Genomic DNA, 15,115 nt, shown 5'->3' on the forward strand with positions numbered 1-15,115 from the left:
CTGTACTTTAATGAAATTTAACCCGAGGTCAATAGCCCTTTTATTCTTTTTGATTCAGATGGTTGAAAAGCAGGCAGAACGATAGAGGTGAATCATGCTGCACATGCGCCTTTAAAGTTCCGCCAAAACCCCCTTTACAAAAGGAGCTTTGTGCTTGACGTAAACATCTTGATCACGCACACCTTGAGCGAGTATGGCGCGCTTTTTGTTTTCATATTCAATGCGTACACTAGGGTTATCGAGCAAATACTGTTTGTACGCCATTTGGCGACGATGCTCTTCACTGTTTTTTTCAATCACGTGAGCATGGATCAGAAACCGCTCACTTTGATAGGTTACAGAGGCATCTTTGCGAGGACGGTGTTCGGGAAAAGGCTGATCACTGTGCTGATCTTGAAAACCGAGTGCATAGAGATGAGCGACAGCATGGTCGCGTTCGCCGGAACGATAGAGAATGGATAAATCAATAATCCCCTTGCCTCCTACTTTGGCTGACGTGGAGCCAAAATGCAGTACCTCAATATCAGGTGTCGAGATACGATCAGACAGGGCCTGAGCAACGTCTAAATAAATAGGACGCCACGGAGAAAAACTAGCGTCAACTAATTGGTAGGGCTCGAGTATAATCATGTAGCACCTAAGTTGGAAAGAGGAATGCTGAAAAACCGAGTCACTCGCCATGAGCAGGCTATCGACTGTCATCAAACTCGGTGTTTGTCGTAACAGCCGTTCTCATGCAAGCAAGTCACTCCATCGTGCTAAACACCTTCCGCAAGCTGGGGGTTAGAACCGTATTGGTTGCTATTTTGATCCCCTTCCAACGCGCAAAGCACCAGCAATACAAGCATTCCGAGAATAGGGATCAGTGAGATGAGCAACCACCATGCTGAGCGCCCGGTATCATGCAAACGTCTTGATGTCACCGCTAAGGTTGGCAGTAGTACCGCCAATGAATACACAATGCTCAGCAACACTAATCCCGTTGCTTCAGCGACAATGTTAAGCGCCAACGAGATACAAAAGTTAATCAGAAAGAACATCCAATACTCGCGACGGTGGGCGCGCCCTGAAAAAGTGGCATAATTACGCAGCACTTTTAAATACCATTCCATACGTAACCCTGTTTTAGTTAAAAAGTGTTCGCGTGTATCATAGAACGAGGCTCCAGCCAGTACTATTTCAACGATAAGACATCCGACCGCTTTATCATCAGCTTGAGAGCCTTATCACTGATTGACAGCATTTTTACTCGAGAGCGCGATTAACCAAAACCGGTGTTGCTCACCAAAATGCGCTGGCAACCTTATGTAATTTGATTGCACAGCACATTCAAACCTTGGTGAAGCGCTAAGACTGGCTGAGCAACCAAGTGATAAACCGTAAAACTCAACAACGATTTATAGTTTTAGATCTTGGTCAGTCACCGCCCCTTCCGCTGCGGAAATCACAGTATTGGCATATTTTGCCAATACGCCGCGTTTGTATCGTGGCTCTGGCTGTTGCCACTGACTTAAACGCTGATTCATTTCGGCTTGCGTTAAATCGACATCAATCGACATATCATCAGCATTAATAGAAATGGTGTCACCATCTTCAATTATTGCGATGGGGCCACCATCCATGGCTTCCGGTGTCACATGGCCTACGACAAAACCATGACTCCCCCCAGAGAAGCGACCATCCGTGATCAGTGCAACGTCGTTACCCAAGCCACGCCCCATCACGGCAGAAGTTGGACTCAACATTTCGCGCATGCCTGGGCCCCCTTTGGGTCCTTCGTAGCGAATAACAATCACATCCCCTTTTACGATCTTGCCATCTAAAATCGCTTGCAAGGCTTCTTCTTCAGAGTGGAATACGCGAGCACGACCAGTAAACTGCGTACCCTCTTTGCCCGAGATTTTTGCCACGGCCCCCGTCGGAGAGACATTGCCTTTCAATACCACCAAGTGACTGGTTTGCTTAATAGGATTATCAAACGGACGAATAATATCTTGGTGATCAGGATAGTCTTCAACCTCCTCTAAGTTCTCCGCCAAGGTTTTTCCTGTCACCGTTAAGCAATCACCATGCAATAGACCCGCGTCCAATAGACGCTTCATCAATGGTTGAAYACCACCAATGGCCACAAGCTCTGACATCATGTACTGACCACTTGGACGCAAATCCGCAAGCACAGGGACTTTTTGCCCTAGGCGTGTAAAGTCATCCAAGCTTAAATCTACATTAACCGTATTCGCCATAGCCAACAAATGCAGCACCGCATTGGTTGAACCGCCAAGCGCAATGGTCACAGTGATGGCATTTTCAAATGCTTCCCGCGTCATAATGTCTGAGGGGCGAATGCCCTCTTCGATTAAACGCACCACCGCTTTACCCGCCGCTTCGCAATCCGCACGCTTATCTTGTGAGATCGCTTCTTGAGCTGAACTGCCCGGCAAACTTAATCCCAAGGCTTCAATAGCGGATGCCATCGTATTCGCGGTGTACATACCACCACAAGAACCTGCGCCAGGAATGGCCGTTTTCTCTATCTTTTCAACATCTATTAATTCAATATCGCCTTTAGCATGCTGACCCACTGCCTCGAATACAGACACGATATCGGTATGATTTGCACCCGGTTTGATCGTTCCGCCATAGACAAAAATAGAAGGCCGGTTAAGTCGGGCCATGGCAATAACGCAAGCGGGCATGTTTTTATCGCAACCACCAATGGTCACCAAGCCATCAAAACCTTGGCATGCCGCAACCGTTTCAATGGAGTCCGTGATCACTTCACGAGAGACCAAAGAATACTTCATACCTTCCGTACCATTGGCAATACCATCAGAAATGGTAATGGTATTAAAGATAACGCCCTTACCACCATCAGCGTCCACACCACTGCAGGCATGATCGGCCAGTTCGTTGATATGCATATTGCACGGTGTCACCATGCTCCAAGTCGAAGCAATGCCCACTTGCGGTTTTGAGAAATCCTGCTTTTCAAAGCCAGTCGCGCGCAACATGGCACGAGCCGGTGCTTTAGACACCCCATCAACCACTTCCGATGAATACCGGCGCTTCTTACTCATCATACCCTCTCTTAATAATTCAACATTTTATTTGTTAGTGATTATAGGGCCACCTTACCAAGGCTGACCAATCTATCAATGTTCCAGCGACATAACATGCTGTTAAGCGACTTAGTGCGACTTTTTACTTGTTTTGTCATAGTGATTTTTGGTGGAAAGATAAAGGGTCGAATATTGTGTGGGCATTGCCAGTGATTAGCAGCATTTTGACTTCACAGCACGATTAACCAAAGCCAGTGATATTCATCCAAATGCGCTGGCAACCTGATGTAGTTTGATTGCACAGCACATAAAAAAAGCTGAGCACTGGGCCCAGCTAAAAGACAGTACCAAAAAAGACGTTACTTAATGGAGAAAGGAATGGCTAACGTTAGCTTAAAGTCATCTTCGTCTTGGAAGAGATTGGTATACCCTTTCCAGCTCGGCGCATCGGTATCGTTAAAGTACTGCGTGAAGTAGAAGCTTACTTTCGCATCTTTAAGTGCACCCGTTTGAATGGCGTAATTCGCAAACAGGCTATAAGAGTATTCTTTTAGATCATCGTACCCCTTGGCGGATGAGCCAAAGCCATAAGCGCCGTTAAAGCCTGCACTAAAGCCTTTTGCACCAATATCCGAGAAATCACGCGATAACGACCCAAATACCGCCAGTTCTTCATCGTGGTTAAAGTCGGAACGGTTATTCCACCAAATGTCATAGGTACCGTTCGAGCCACCATATTGACTCGTCAAGCGATACGCTAAATTTTGCACCTTGGCAGGATCCCCGGAGTCGGCTTCGGTATAGGTGGCCTCTGCACGATAAGAGTATTGACCTGATGACATACTGGTAAGCATCGCTAGCTGGAATGCCGTGCTATCATATTGCTCATCATCATCGACCACATAAAGTTGCGGCGACCAATACACGCCACCCTCAGTGGTGCCTTTGACTTTGAGATGGGCATTCCAACGGTCACCGTCACTTAAAGCCCCATAAGCCGCATCGATAGAAACATCATTATCCAATGTATACCGCGCCCCTAACGAATAGGCGGTACCAGCGTCTTCACCATCGGTCGTTTGAAATTCATAGGTTTCTTTAAACCAAGGCGCTTTATAGCGCTCGGAGACCACAAGGCCCAGATCAAGATTATCGACACTCAGGCCTAACTCCCCACCTACATGAGTGCCCGGCGCAAACGACCAGTTAATACCAATCGTGCTTGGTACTGAAGGCTGAAAATAACCCAGCTTCGCCGTTACGTTTTCGCCAAATTTAAACTTAGCCGCCGCAGTAGCCAGAGATACACCATTATCCGTGCACACATCGTCCCATGCGCCCGTGCATTCGCTATCATCTGGCTCTTTATCAAAGGGATTATTCACGCCCCAAAAGTTCATTTCGTGGTCCGGGCTACCGTTTTGCCACATATCAAAGGTGCTAAAGGCCATCAAATCAAGTCCAACCACTTCCGCAGCATAGCCTGAGTTAAAGGCAAGATTTGCGTAGATAGAGCCATGGTCAAGGTTGGTTTCTTTGGCCGTATCGTTGCCGTTGGCATCTGTACCTGCGCGATCACGGGATCGCATCCAAAAATTGAGATTCCCACTTAAGGTAGATTCAGTAAAAAAAGGTGATGTCTCTGAGGATAATGTTTGTGACATGCTGGCGCCGCCACCACCGCACTAAAAACCGCTGCAGCTAATGTCAATACGCTAAACATTTTATTCATGAAAGACTCCTGCTATCTGCAAGATACTGGCTTTGCCTCGTTGATTTATTAAGTTTTGTCGAGTGCAAAACCGATTTGAAAGCTGAGAAATATATTTCAGCTTTCCCCCGCTGCTTACACATTTCGTGTAACCACATCCTCAGACTAATTACGCAGAGAAAAATATCAATCACAGCTTAATTTTTAATACGAATAATATGACATAGAGCATGTTTTTGACCGTATTATGACATGGATCCTATTCATAAAAAACACAAAGTGATTTATAAACAATTGTTTATACATTTCTTTAGAAATGACAGCTTCCGGAGAAGCGTATTTTAATGTCAATAAAATGAAATAAAAATCATAGAATCCGAATACGAAATCACGTCAAAAACGGCAAAAGTCGCCAATCTTATTTTTTCTTACAAAATTAACGAGAAGAGAATGGATAGATGAGGGTGTTTTTTTACGTAAAAAACATTTTATTATCGTCAAAAACGGCAAAAAAGTGCATGGAATTTGGGAGTTATGTAATTTTATTATGAAAAATAACCACAGCTACAACTGTGTTTACGTCATCGGAACTCCCCCGCGACAATGCCTTGTCTCGCGATCGAGGGCTTTTTACATCGCCGCACAACGATCGCTGTTGCATATTAAGCCGTACTCGCTGTTATAGAAAAACTGATGCGCATCAAAAGTTAGGTTGACCTGTCATTCAATCAACAGATTCGCGTGATAGATTAGTCAATGAAGCGTTAAGCTCACCCCATAGTGCAATATACCGCCACGCCATGGCGAAAAAGGATCCCGGCATCAATGAAAGGACTACGTTGGTTTTTACCTCTTATCATTCTCGGTCTTGGCTATCTGGGCTATACCGCCATCGCGGCAACAGAATCCGCTCCCCAAGAAAATGCTGCGTCCCCGCCACCACCGATTGTTGAAACACGCGTTGTTCACCCAACCCAGCACCAAGTGGTTTTACGAGCGCACGGTGAGGTCATCCCTGTAGAGACCACACAGCTTTCTGCTCAAGTGTCCGGTGAAGTCGTCGCTTGGCATCCAAACTTTGTTGCTGGCGGCATTGTTAAACGTGGTGATGTGCTGTTTTCCATTGAGCCTGAGAACTATCAAGCCGCGGTACTAAATGCCGAAGCCGACCTTGCCAGTGCAAAAGCGGCCTTGATAGAAGAACAAGCCCAGGCCGCGGTGGCAAAACGTCAAGCAAAAAGCCTTCCTCCCTCACAAGTCACCGATCTTTACCTACGCAAGCCACAAGTCCTCAGCGCAAAAGCCCGCGTAAAATCAGCACAAGCAGCGTTAAAACGTGCACAACGCGACTTAGACAACTGCCAAGTGACTGCCCCTTACGATGCACTCGTCGTGTCGCGAGACGTCGGGGTTGGGCAGTACATCAACGCAGGAAGCCCGGTGGGGGTACTTAATAGTATCGAGGCGGCGGAAGTGCATTTGCCTATTGCTGGCTTCGACACCCTCTTTCTACCTACACCCTTAGCGGGGATCGAGGTTCAGCTTACTCGCAACGGCAGCGAGCCAGCTCAACGCCAAGCGCGACTGGTGCGCGATCTCGGCATCGTAGAGCAAAGTACGCGCATGATGCGGATAGTGGTGCGCCTTGATGATCCTTACGGCATCCAGTCGGCTAAACCTGCCCTACCTTTTGGCAGCTATATCGAGGCGACGTTCAAAGGGGCAACGTTGGAGAACGTCTTTAAGCTGCCGCAGTCCTTGATAAACAATCGTCAAGTTTGGGTAGTCAACCAAGCGGGAAAACTCACCCCGCGTACGCTACGCGTGGTAAGAACGGAGGGCCAGTATATCTACGCTGACCAAGGGTTAAGCGATGATGACCAAGTGGTTACCACGCTGCCTGAATTCCCCGAGCCTGGCATGGCGGTTCGCGTCGCATCGCAGGTATCGCCGGAGGGTGAACATGAATAATGCTGACACGCCATCGCGTGGGCTCATTGCCTATTTTGCCCACAATCCGGTTGCGGCAAACCTGATCATGGTGTTTGTACTCATCATGGGGGTTGCCAGTTACTTTTTCATTCAGCGACAGATGTTCCCTAACATCGAAATCAACTATATCCATATCACAGCGGACTATCCTGGGGCGTCTCCACAGGAGGTCGAAGAAAGTATTCTGGTTAAAGTCGAAGAGGCGATTAAAGATGTCACCGGGATCGAATCGGTGGTTTCAAACGCGCGGCGCGGATTTGGTCAAGTCGAAATCGAAGTGGATGTTGGGGAAGATCTCAATCTCGTCCTGGATCGCGTAAAACAAGAGGTCGACGCTCTGTCCAACCTCCCCGCGTCGATGGAGCCGCTTAATGTCGCGCAAGTGGAGTTTCGCCAAACCGTTATTCAGATGGCAGTGGTAGGCAATAAGCCACTCACTGAGCTTAAACGCGCAGCACAGGACATTGAAGACGAGCTCCTCCAACTCAAGGACGTCACCTTGGTGGAGCTCAGTGCCCCTACCTACGAGATTGCCATCGAAGTGGCCCCCCGTATTCTGCGCAAGTATAACCTCACGCTTAACCAGGTGAGTGACGCCATTGCCCGCTACTCCGCCAATTTCTCTGCCGGGGAGGTACGCACCGACAGCGGCATGATTGCAATTCGGGTCGAGAATCAACGCTACCGCGGTGATGAATTTCGCCAGATCCCAATCAAAATTGGCCCCAACGGCAGTCGGTTATTGCTGCAGGATATTGCCACCATTAAAGACGGATTTACAGAGGGCGAGCGCTACTTTAAGTACTCGGGGCAGAATGCAATTTTTCTCTCGGTGAACGCCACCGCTAGCGAAAACATGGTCACTGTCGCCGACGCTGTCAAAGGGTACATCAGTGAAAAGAACGCGACATTGCCCGCCGGGTTGGCACTGAAATCGGTGGTCGATATGACACACTATCTCAATGCCCGCCTTGATATGATGCTCAAAAACTTATTACAAGGGGCGGTACTGGTTGCGTTACTGCTGACACTATTCTTGCGCTTTAAACTTGCCCTCTGGGTGCTTATCGGTTTACCCGTATGCTTTCTTGGCGCGGTCATGTTAATGCCAGTGATTGGGGTCAGCATTAACATCGTTTCGCTATTTGCGTTTATTATGGTGTTGGGGATTGTCGTCGATGACGCGATCGTTATCGGCGAAAGTGTTTATACCGAAGTGGAGCACAAGGGTGGCGGTGTCAATAACGTTGTCGCCGGGGCGCAGCGTGTTGCCACCCCCGCCACTTTTGGCGTGCTCACCACCATTGCCGTCTTTGCCCCTTTTATTATGTCGAGCGGCCCTGAACGCGCCTTTTTCTTTGGCATCGCGTCAATCGTCATCTTGTGTCTGATCTTTAGCTTGGTAGAGTCGAAGCTTATTTTGCCCGCTCACTTGGCGCACACCCACTTTTCCACGCCCAAATCAAATAGCTTTCGCCAGCGTTTTAATCGGCAATTCCATCGCTTTGTCAATGGGCCATACCGCCGCGCCGTCACCTTCGCCGTGCATTGGCGCTGGTCGGCTTTCGCATTATTTGGTGCCTTATTAGCTATCAGTGTTTCATTGGTGGTTGCCAGCCACGTGCGTATGGTGCCGACGCCCAAAGTCCCGCATGATTTTCCCAATATTCGTCTTGAGATGAACAATAACGCCTCCAGTGAGCAAACCATTGCCGCACTCAAAGCCATTGAAAGTATGGTCTACCGGGTCGATAACGCCACAGAAGCCGAAACGGGCCAAGCCATGGTGCAAGACACGCTCGTATTTAATGAAGGGCGAACCTCGGGACAACTGGTGATCCCTTTAGTCGATGATACATTGCGCCCCTTTACCACCTTCGAATTGTCACGGCGCTGGCGCGAGGCGATGCCGGAGATCCCAGGGGTTAAAAAACTCACCATTCAAGATGACGTGAATGGTGGAGAGCAAGGTGATGAGTTTGGCTTCCTCCTTTTTGGGCCCAATATCGACACACTCAATGCGGCCGGACGTGCTTTAATGTCGCGCCTTAACCAGCAAACGGGCCTTTTTGATGTGTCCTCATCCATCGATTCCGGCAGCCAGGAAGTGCTTATTTCCCTCACGCCCGTGGCTCATGATCTAGGACTGGATCTCACCACCATTGCACAACAAGTCGGTGGGAGTTTCTATGGCGGGGAAGCGCAGCGCCTGATCCGTGACGGTGAAGAAATAAGAGTCATGGTGCGTTATCCCAAATTAACCCGGGAGGCCTTTTCATCCTTACGTTATGCGGTGATCACCACCCCAACCGGTCAACAAGTTATGTTGGGCGATGTGGTTAAACTTGAACAGCAACCTGGGGTGAGTAGCCTGCGCCGTGAAGCTGGATTTAGAACGGTTTATGTCTATGGGGCGATTGATGAAGAGTTAGTGGAACCCAATCAAGTAGTGGAGACCATTCAGCAATCGGTGCTACCTGAGGTATTGGCCGATTACCCGGAGGTTACCAGTGAACTCAGTGGTTCGATTGAAGAACAACAAGCCCAGCAAGATGAACAAAAGCTTTTCTTTATTGCCGGGATGATTGTGGTCTATGCGTTGTTAGCCGTACCCTTAAAAAGCTACACACAACCACTGATTATCATGTCTGTGATCCCTTTTAGCTTAACGGGGGCTATTTGGGGACATTATTGGTTTGATATTGATTTAAGTATGATGTCGACATTTGGTTTGATTGCCGCCGCAGGCGTGGTAGTCAACGATGCGCTGGTGATGACGGATTATATTAATCGAGCGCGCAACGCGGGTGTTGCGATCAAACAAGCAGTGATCGACGCCGGCTGTGCCCGTTTTCGGGCAATCACACTGACCTCTATCACCACCTTTGCGGGGGTACTCCCCATTATGTTTGAAACCAGCCTGCAAGCGCGTTTTGTGATCCCAATGGCTGTTGCACTTGGCTTTGCGGTGATGTTTGCCACCTTGCTAACGCTGTTTTTGGTGCCGTGTTTATATCTGATGTTGCAAGATATTGGCCAACTGCTGCGTCGGCTCACTCCCGGCGTATCGTCCTCACAATCAGAACCTAACGCGCAGTAAAAGCAGTACCAAGCGCGGTGCCTTGTGCGCCATGTTGGTCCAGCTGGTTAGCAATGGCGGTCATCGCTAACCAGCGGTTCTCGCACCATGAAGGGGCCAGTAACGTCGGTGGACGCGCGCTCGCAGACACGCGATGATACACCACCTCAGGGGGCGTTCGCTGGATCATCATAGTGGCGCTATCGACGTAGGCGTCTAATGTTATTTCGCTTTGACGCCCCGCCCGCCACGCTTTCGCCATGGTACTCCCCTCAACAATATGCAGCGGATGCAATTTGATGCCATCGGTGCCTGTGCTCACCACACGGTCAATCGTTGTTTGATGATCGGTGATGCCCTCTCCAGGCAGGCCAACAATCAAATGCGTGCATACTTTGATACCGAGCGCACGGGCTTGTTGAGTGATCCGCTCGTACACCGCCACATCATGGCCACGGTTAATGCGCTTTAACGTTTTATCATGGCCGGTTTGCAAACCCAGCTCTAACCAGACTTCAAACCCTTGTTGACGATAGTCCRCCAACAGCGTCAACACCTGCTCAGGCACACAATCTGGCCGAGTACCGACACATAACCCGACCATGTTTTCACGCGCGAGTGCTTGCTGGTACAAAGCCTTTAATCGCGCGACTTCACCATAAGTACTGGTATAGGCTTGAAAATACGCCAGATAACGACGTGCTCGGTCTACCTCTTTCGAGCGCAGGCGCAGTTGATCGCTAACGGTTTGGTGCTGCGCGGTTTCATCGGAAAATGAGGCGACATTGCAAAAGGTACAGCCGCCCCGTCCGAGCGTGCCATCACGATTGGGGCAACTAAAACCACCATGTAGCGTCAGCTTATGGACACGTTCGCCATAACGGTGTTTTAAGTCTTGGCCTAGTGTATTAACAAGTTGATGCAGCTCCATGACGCCTCAGCGGTAAACGACAAAGGCGGGATTTTAACAACTGTTGTCGAGAAGATATTGGTGCGGATCAAGCAAGGGCAAGCTTTCTCTAAAACAACAAACCCGCCTTAGCGGCGGGCTTAATCGTTGGCGCGTGCGCCTATTAGGCTTTGGCTTTCTTCTTGCGCTTATCAGTGACTTCCCACTGACCATCCACAAAGAAGGCTGACCAACCCGTTGGTTTACCGTTTTCTTCGCTGCGCACGTAATTCTCTTTAGTTTTACGCGCAAAACGAATCACAGTAGGACGCCCATCGGGATCTTCCTGCGGGGCATCGGCAAGGTATTTGAACTTGTCCGAAATACGCTCTTTGAAGCGATGAAGCTCTTCCACCAGCGGCGCGCGTGTCTCGCGGGATTTGGGGAAGTTGCTCGCGGCCATAAACAAGCCTGAAGCGCCATCGCGTAGCACAAAGTAGGCGTCTGAATTTTCACATGGCAGTTCTGGAAAGTGCACCGGATCCTCTTTCGGTGGCGCCACGTCACCATTTTTGAGGATCTTACGCGTGTTCTTACACTCGTCATTGGTGCACCCCATGTATTTACCGAACCGGCCATTTTTCAGCACCATGTCGCTACCACATTTGTCGCACTCCACCACTGGGCCATCATAGCCTTTCGGCTTAAACTCGCCTTTTTCAACCACGTAGCCTTCACAGCTCGGGTTATTACCACACACATGCAGCTTGCGATGCTGATCAATGAGGTAAGAGTCCATCGCCGTTTCACAAATCGGACAACGCTTCATCGCCCGAAGATCAGCGGTCTCAACGTCCTCTTCGAGCACATTAACAATGCCATCTTCATCCATCAGATTGATGGTGGTTTTACACCGCTCTTTCGGGGGTAATGCGTAACCCGAACAGCCGAGGAACACCCCAGTCGAAGCGGTACGAATCCCCATTTTACGCCCACAGGTTGGACAGTCGATATCTGTCATCACCATGTTATTGGGCTTCATACCACCTTCGTCTTCATCCTGCTCGGCTTGTTCAAGCTCTGCGGTGAAATCGGCAAAGAAGTCGTCAAGTACCCCTTTCCAGTCAGCTTGACCTTCCGCGATTTTATCCAGTGATGCTTCCATGCGAGCGGTAAAGTCATAGTCCATCAAATCGGCAAAACTTTGGTTGAGGCGGTCTGTGACAATCTCACCCATTTTCTCAGCATAGAAGCGACGATTTTCGACCCGCACATAACCGCGGTCTTGTATCGTGGAAATAATAGACGCATACGTCGATGGACGACCAATGCCCGCTTTTTCCAATTCTTTAACCAAGGCCGCTTCGGTATAACGGGCGGGTGGCTTAGTAAAGTGCTGCTTGGGATCAAGCTTGTCGAGTGTCAGTGATTCACCCACCTCAACCGCTGGCAAGGTTTGATCTTCGTTTTTACCAGAAGGACGCTGTACCCGCGTCCAACCGTCAAAGCGCAGCGTACGGCCTTTGGCTCTCAAGGTGTAATCGCCCGCATCGACCGTCAAAGTGGTCGAATCATATTTTGCCGGTACCATTTGGCAGGCCACAAACTGGCGCCAAATCAAGTCGTATAGACGATGCGCATCGGGATCCATGCCCTGCAAATCATCGGCCTTAACCCCCACATCAGAAGGTCGGATCGCTTCGTGCGCTTCTTGTGCGTTGGCTTTAGCCCCGTAGACATTGGCCGACTCAGGTAAATATTTCTCACCGTATTCGCTGGCAATATGGCCACGAGCCGCGTCGACCGCCTCTTTACTGAGGTTGGTCGAGTCGGTACGCATGTAAGTGATATAACCGGCTTCATACAAACGTTGCGCCAGCATCATGGTTTTCTTCACCCCAAAGCCCAGGCGCGTACTTGCCGCCTGTTGCAATGTTGAGGTGATATAAGGCGCTGATGGTTTGCTGGTTGACGGGCGATCTTCGCGATCACGCACCACAAAGCTAGCGTGCTCAAGCGCCGATACCGCTGCCATGGCCTCATCTTTGTTCTTCGGCTTAAAAGCCTTGCCGTTGTGCTGCGCCACGAGCAAACGCAGTGCTTGCTCTTTCGGTGTGAGCGTGTCGGCATGCACATCCCAAAACTCTTCGGGAATAAAGGCCTTTATTTGATGCTCTCGCTCAACAAGCAGCTTGACTGCGACCGACTGCACACGACCGGCCGATAGGCCACGCGCCACTTTCTTCCATAGCAGCGGCGAGACCATAAAGCCCACCACACGGTCTAGAAAACGACGCGCTTGCTGCGCATTAACACCGTCAATATTGACGTCACCCGGCGCTTCAAACGCCTGTGTAATCGCATTTTTGGTGATCTCATTAAACACGACGCGCTTGAAACGGTCGTTATCACCACCGATAAGTTCGCGCAGGTGCCAAGCAATGGCCTCCCCTTCGCGGTCCAAATCCGTTGCGAGATAAACGTGGTCCGCTTGCTCAGCCAGTGACTTAAGCTCGGCGACGACTTTTTCCTTACCGGGCAACACTTGGTATTTCGCTTGCCAGCCATTGTAAGGATCAACGCCCATCTTATTGATGAGCGCCTTCTGTTCTTTTTCTTTTTTAATTCGCGCTTTTTCTTCGGCGCTGAGCCCTTTCGTGGACACAGGTGCGGCTTTTTTACCGCCTTGCGTCGCTCCAGTTGGCAAGTCACGAACATGCCCGACACTCGACTTCACCACGAAGTCTTTGCCGAGATATTTGTTGATCGTTTTCGCCTTTGCTGGGGACTCCACGATGACGAGAGATTTGCCCATAATGACCTAATTGACGCCCTTTGCGCTAAAACTGTCGAAAATTCGTTGCGTTGCACTTCCATGCGGAGTGCCGCTATCTGTTTACAATATTGAGCGAGTCTAGCCGAATATCAACTAAATTCGCAGCAAAACACGCTGATTGCTCGTCCCTTCCACAATTGTTACGCAATTGTGATGGTAATATCCCGATTGTTCTTCATGCCGGTTTCCGGCAAAAACGCGCTAATCATTACCATTGCCGCACGCAAAATAGCTAAGTGGATGCGGTAATCTTTGGCTTGGCTCACACTATTACCACTATTTCGCTCATTATCGGGCGCCTGTTGCCGCTATTTCTCTCCGTTGTCTAACGTCTAGCACCAACAGACAGCACACGGGATATGAATTAAACCAACGGACGCTGACCACGACTGATCCATTTTAGCAGCACGCGATCGGCCACTTCCGCGGATGCGCCAGCCAGTTTTTCCGCAATGTTCTTCCGCTGCTGGTACGACACCGACAGCACTTTTCGGTCGTTATTCGCCGCCTGGAATAAATACTCGTCGCTGGTACAGACTTCATCAATCAATCCTCGCTCCAATGCTTGGTTACCAAACCAGTGCTCACCGGTGGCAACCTCATCGACATTGAGAGACGGGCGGTATTCGCTGATAAACGCTTTGAACAGACCATGGGTTTCTTCCAGCTCCGTTTTGAACTTCTCGCGTGCTTTGTCAGTGTTTTCACCAAACATGGTTAGCGTGCGCTTGAATTCACCGGCGGTCAGCTGCTCAAATTCAATATCGTTTTTCTTTAGCAACTTGTTAAAGTTAGGTAGCTGGGCAATCACCCCAATCGAGCCTATAATCGCAAACGGCGCTGCAATTAACTTATCCGCGACGCATGCCATCATATACCCCCCGCTTGCCGCTACTTTATCGACCGCCACAGTTAAGGGCACCCCTGCTTGACGGAAGCGTGCCAGCTGAGACGCTGCTAGGCCGTAGCCATGCACCATACCGCCACCACTCTCGACGTTGACCAAGACTTCATCCTGTTCGGTTGCTACCGACAAAATCGCCGTCACCTCTTCGCGTAACGCCTCCACTTCGCGGGCATCAATGCTGCCTTTAAAGTGGATCACGAACAGTTGTGGATCTCGTTGAGCCGATGATTCGCTCTGCTTTTTGGCTGCGGCTTTTTGCGCCTTTTCTTCCTTTTTCTTGGCTTTTTTCTCGTCTTTCTCTCGCGCTTTTAACGACGACTCATTGTACAAATGCTGCTCTAGCGATTGACGATAATTTTTAAACCGCTCAGTCAAGTCAGTGAGCTTCAGGCTACCTTTTTGCCCCCCTTTGTCGCTCGCGGCGCGCACTAAAGCGACCAACACAAATGCCGCTAATAAAGCGACCAACACAAATGCCGCTAATAAGAAAGTGACGACTTTGGCCAGAAAAAGCCCATAATCCGCAATGAAATCCAATGTTGTATCCTCTTTTTTATCGCTACGTTGGCAATGCCGTTAACCGTACATCACGCACTTGGTTGTCACACTTTACCTGCAACCTTACAATAATCTACGTTTAAC

General features: G+C 49.5%; 9 protein-coding genes and 1 pseudogene. 2 read left to right on the plus strand and 8 right to left on the minus strand.

The features are described 5' to 3' along the window. Window positions 1–111 precede the first annotated feature (111 nt). From BZG14_RS02895 to BZG14_RS02910, 4 genes and pseudogenes are all read right to left on the minus strand, one after another. Complete coding sequence (locus BZG14_RS02895; RefSeq protein WP_077607936.1) at window positions 112–630, minus strand: GrpB family protein; 519 nt, start codon at window positions 628–630, stop codon at window positions 112–114. Window positions 631–758: 128 nt separating this feature from the next. Continuing rightward, window positions 759–1,112, minus strand: coding sequence for a DUF805 domain-containing protein (locus tag BZG14_RS02900; RefSeq protein WP_069362591.1), 354 nt, complete (start codon window positions 1,110–1,112; stop codon window positions 759–761). A gap of 285 nt (window positions 1,113–1,397) precedes the next feature. Then, on the minus strand, window positions 1,398–3,080 hold the full coding sequence (ilvD, locus tag BZG14_RS02905) for a dihydroxy-acid dehydratase (RefSeq protein WP_198532005.1): 1,683 nt from the start codon (window positions 3,078–3,080) through the stop codon (window positions 1,398–1,400). Window positions 3,081–3,418: 338 nt separating this feature from the next. Beyond that, a pseudogene (locus tag BZG14_RS02910) lies at window positions 3,419–4,791 on the minus strand (multidrug transporter). 804 nt (window positions 4,792–5,595) lie between these two features. Between BZG14_RS02910 and BZG14_RS02915 the strand changes: the two are divergent. Together BZG14_RS02915 and BZG14_RS02920 are read left to right on the plus strand one after the other, a co-directional pair. Further along, on the plus strand, window positions 5,596–6,741 hold the full coding sequence (locus BZG14_RS02915) for an efflux RND transporter periplasmic adaptor subunit (protein ID WP_077607937.1): 1,146 nt from the start codon (window positions 5,596–5,598) through the stop codon (window positions 6,739–6,741). Beyond that, on the plus strand, window positions 6,734–9,862 hold the full coding sequence (locus BZG14_RS02920; protein ID WP_077607938.1) for an efflux RND transporter permease subunit: 3,129 nt from the start codon (window positions 6,734–6,736) through the stop codon (window positions 9,860–9,862). Before BZG14_RS02915 ends, BZG14_RS02920 begins: the two co-directional genes overlap by 8 nt. Here BZG14_RS02920 and BZG14_RS02925 read toward each other — a convergent pair. The 4 genes from BZG14_RS02925 to sohB all read right to left on the minus strand — a co-directional run bounded on the left by BZG14_RS02925 (window position 9,849) and on the right by sohB (window position 15,010). Further along, complete coding sequence (locus tag BZG14_RS02925; protein ID WP_077607939.1) at window positions 9,849–10,772, minus strand: TIGR01212 family radical SAM protein; 924 nt, start codon at window positions 10,770–10,772, stop codon at window positions 9,849–9,851. The genes BZG14_RS02920 and BZG14_RS02925 overlap by 14 nt on opposite strands. A gap of 142 nt (window positions 10,773–10,914) precedes the next feature. Further along, entirely contained in the window at window positions 10,915–13,545 is a 2,631-nt protein-coding gene (gene topA / locus BZG14_RS02930) for a type I DNA topoisomerase (protein ID WP_077607940.1), read from the minus strand. A gap of 161 nt (window positions 13,546–13,706) precedes the next feature. After that, entirely contained in the window at window positions 13,707–13,832 is a 126-nt protein-coding gene (locus tag BZG14_RS15990) for a hypothetical protein (protein ID WP_268794217.1), read from the minus strand. 98 nt (window positions 13,833–13,930) lie between these two features. Continuing rightward, window positions 13,931–15,010, minus strand: a complete 1,080-nt coding sequence (gene sohB, locus BZG14_RS02935) for a protease SohB (RefSeq protein WP_077607941.1) — start codon at window positions 15,008–15,010, stop codon at window positions 13,931–13,933. Window positions 15,011–15,115: the final 105 nt, after the last annotated feature.

This window comes from Salinivibrio sp. IB282 (assembly GCF_001995685.1).
Taxonomy (GTDB): Bacteria; Pseudomonadota; Gammaproteobacteria; order Enterobacterales; family Vibrionaceae; genus Salinivibrio; species Salinivibrio kushneri.

What these genes read in the sequence shown, in the direction of transcription:
- topA (WP_077607940.1), bottom strand. Translation starts at nt 13,545, where the DNA reads ATGGGCAAATCTCTCGTCATCGTGGAGTCCCCAGCAAAGGCGAAAACG.
- BZG14_RS02915 (WP_077607937.1), top strand. Translation starts at nt 5,596, where the DNA reads ATGAAAGGACTACGTTGGTTTTTACCTCTTATCATTCTCGGTCTTGGC.
- BZG14_RS02900 (WP_069362591.1), bottom strand. Translation starts at nt 1,112, where the DNA reads ATGGAATGGTATTTAAAAGTGCTGCGTAATTATGCCACTTTTTCAGGG.
- BZG14_RS02920 (WP_077607938.1), top strand. Translation starts at nt 6,734, where the DNA reads ATGAATAATGCTGACACGCCATCGCGTGGGCTCATTGCCTATTTTGCC.
- BZG14_RS02895 (WP_077607936.1), bottom strand. Translation starts at nt 630, where the DNA reads ATGATTATACTCGAGCCCTACCAATTAGTTGACGCTAGTTTTTCTCCG.